Annotated in this window: 3 protein-coding genes; all 3 read right to left on the reverse strand. The window is 71.4% G+C overall.

The window, feature by feature from the left end; translation table 11 throughout:
- Window positions 1-248: 248 nt before the first annotated feature.
- Complete coding sequence (locus WD250_04140) at window positions 249-449, reverse strand: hypothetical protein (protein MEX2619389.1); 201 nt, start codon at window positions 447-449, stop codon at window positions 249-251.
- A 90-nt stretch (window positions 450-539) separates the two neighbouring features.
- Window positions 540-737: a hypothetical protein gene (locus WD250_04145; protein MEX2619390.1), complete on the reverse strand. Its 198-nt coding sequence runs from the start codon at window positions 735-737 to the stop codon at window positions 540-542.
- Between the two features lie 132 nt (window positions 738-869).
- Window positions 870-1,340: a hypothetical protein gene (locus WD250_04150; GenBank protein ID MEX2619391.1), complete on the reverse strand. Its 471-nt coding sequence runs from the start codon at window positions 1,338-1,340 to the stop codon at window positions 870-872.
- Window positions 1,341-1,673: the final 333 nt, after the last annotated feature.

Here is a 1,673-nt window from a genome sequence, read left to right on the forward strand (position 1 = left end):
GGAGCTGCTCGTCGACGCGGGCGCCGGCGGGACGATCGTCGAGCTCGAGTGAGCGCTCCGGTCAGCCGTCGAGCAGAGCATGCTGCCGCTGATCAGCTCCATGGGCGGCATCTGGGTCATGCGTCCAGATGCATTGAGACCCGCACGGCCTCCTCGTGGCTGTCTCCAGGTGTAACCCGCGGCAGGCCCCGGGGCATTCCCGGGCGGCAGCCACCATCCCGCTGGCCGCAGGCGAAGCCGGCTCGGGCTCAGGCTGATCCCCCGCCCCCCGTGCGGTCGAGCTCCAGCGCCGTGGTCACCTGGATCTGGGGGTGGATGCTGCGGTACACCGGACAACGGGGCGGGTGCGCCCTGAACGCACGATCCACCTTGTCGACATCCGCGTCGGCGTCAAGGGCCAGGTGATAGGTGACCGCGATGCGCTTGATCACCAGAACCTTGTCCTCCACCTCGACCTCCCCGATCGCGGCGGCGCGCAGGCGCGTGTCGCCCGCGGGGATCCCCCTGGCCTCCAGCGCACCGCCGAAGGTCCCGGTCAGTCACCCGGCAGCTGCCGCCACCACGTAGTCCAGCGTCGTGGACGTGGGCGGGTACCGGTCGGGATCGACGCCGTAGTGCTCGGCGACCTCGGTGTGCACCCCGAAGGCCACCGCCTCCCCGGCGGGCAGATGCGCCGTCCTGCTGGGCCCGCCGTGACGGAGGACCTCAACGACCGACCGATACACCACCTGGCCCATGATGCTCTCCTTCGCGCGAGATCACGCCACGACCCTACCCGGAGCGGCCGGTGGCCACGCGGGTTGTCCGTGAGGACGTGGTTCTCGGCACCACGGGACCCATGAGACGAGTAGGCTCCCGGACCGCTGTCGTCAGCGGCTCAGCAGCTCGTCGTGCACGACCGCGGTCACGAGGCCGTAGGCCAGGTGCGGTCCGAGGTCCATCGCCCAGCTCTTGGCGCTCCACTGCCGCGGGTCGGTGATGCCCAGCTTCGCCATCGGTCCGGCGCTGGCGACCGTGGCGGCGGCGGTCAGAGCGAGCGTGGCGACGGGCCGTCGCACCGGCCCGACTTTGGAACGCAGCGCCCCGTAGGCCGCGCCGACGCCCAAGCCGGTGACGTAGCCCATGAGCGCGCCGAGACCGGAGCGGCGATGCTCGGCCGTGTCGCTGTCAGGATCCTCGGCGATCTCCACACCGGCCTTGTCGGCCAGCTCGCCGGCGGTCTGGGCGGGGATGCTGCTGGCACCGCGGCCACGCACGGCCATGTCGAGGTAGCTCGCCACGTTGAGCGCGACGGTGCCGGCCGCCCCGGCAGCCAGACCCTTGGCTATCGCTCGCATCATCTGTTCGCTCCTGTCGACGGCACTGCCACCCTGCCCACCTTCCCAGCGGGGTATGCGAACGGAGGCGATGGTGCGTCGACGTCTTCCGGCGGCTCAAGCGGCGGGCCGGTCACGCGGCATGAAGACCCAGCTGACCGACTGGCGACGAGCGCTTTGGCGAAGGGTAAGTCGTGGCGGGCCGCCGCCCGGGCGGTCAAGGCGCCCACCCGTTGCCGGGCGTCCACGGGCCCTCCCTCGGTCACCGAACCCGGCAGCCCAGCGCAGGCCTGCGGGTTCTCACAGGCCGCGGTCGGCTTCGAGTAGGCGTAGCCAGACCTCGCTGACCGTGGGAAA

Source organism: Egibacteraceae bacterium (assembly GCA_040905805.1).
Lineage (GTDB): Bacteria > Actinomycetota > Nitriliruptoria > Euzebyales > Egibacteraceae > DATLGH01.

Bases quoted from the DNA above. Each gene is read 5' to 3' on its own strand.
- WD250_04145 (MEX2619390.1), bottom strand. From the start codon at position 737: ATGGGCCAGGTGGTGTATCGGTCGGTCGTTGAGGTCCTCCGTCACGGC.
- WD250_04150 (MEX2619391.1), bottom strand. From the start codon at position 1,340: ATGATGCGAGCGATAGCCAAGGGTCTGGCTGCCGGGGCGGCCGGCACC.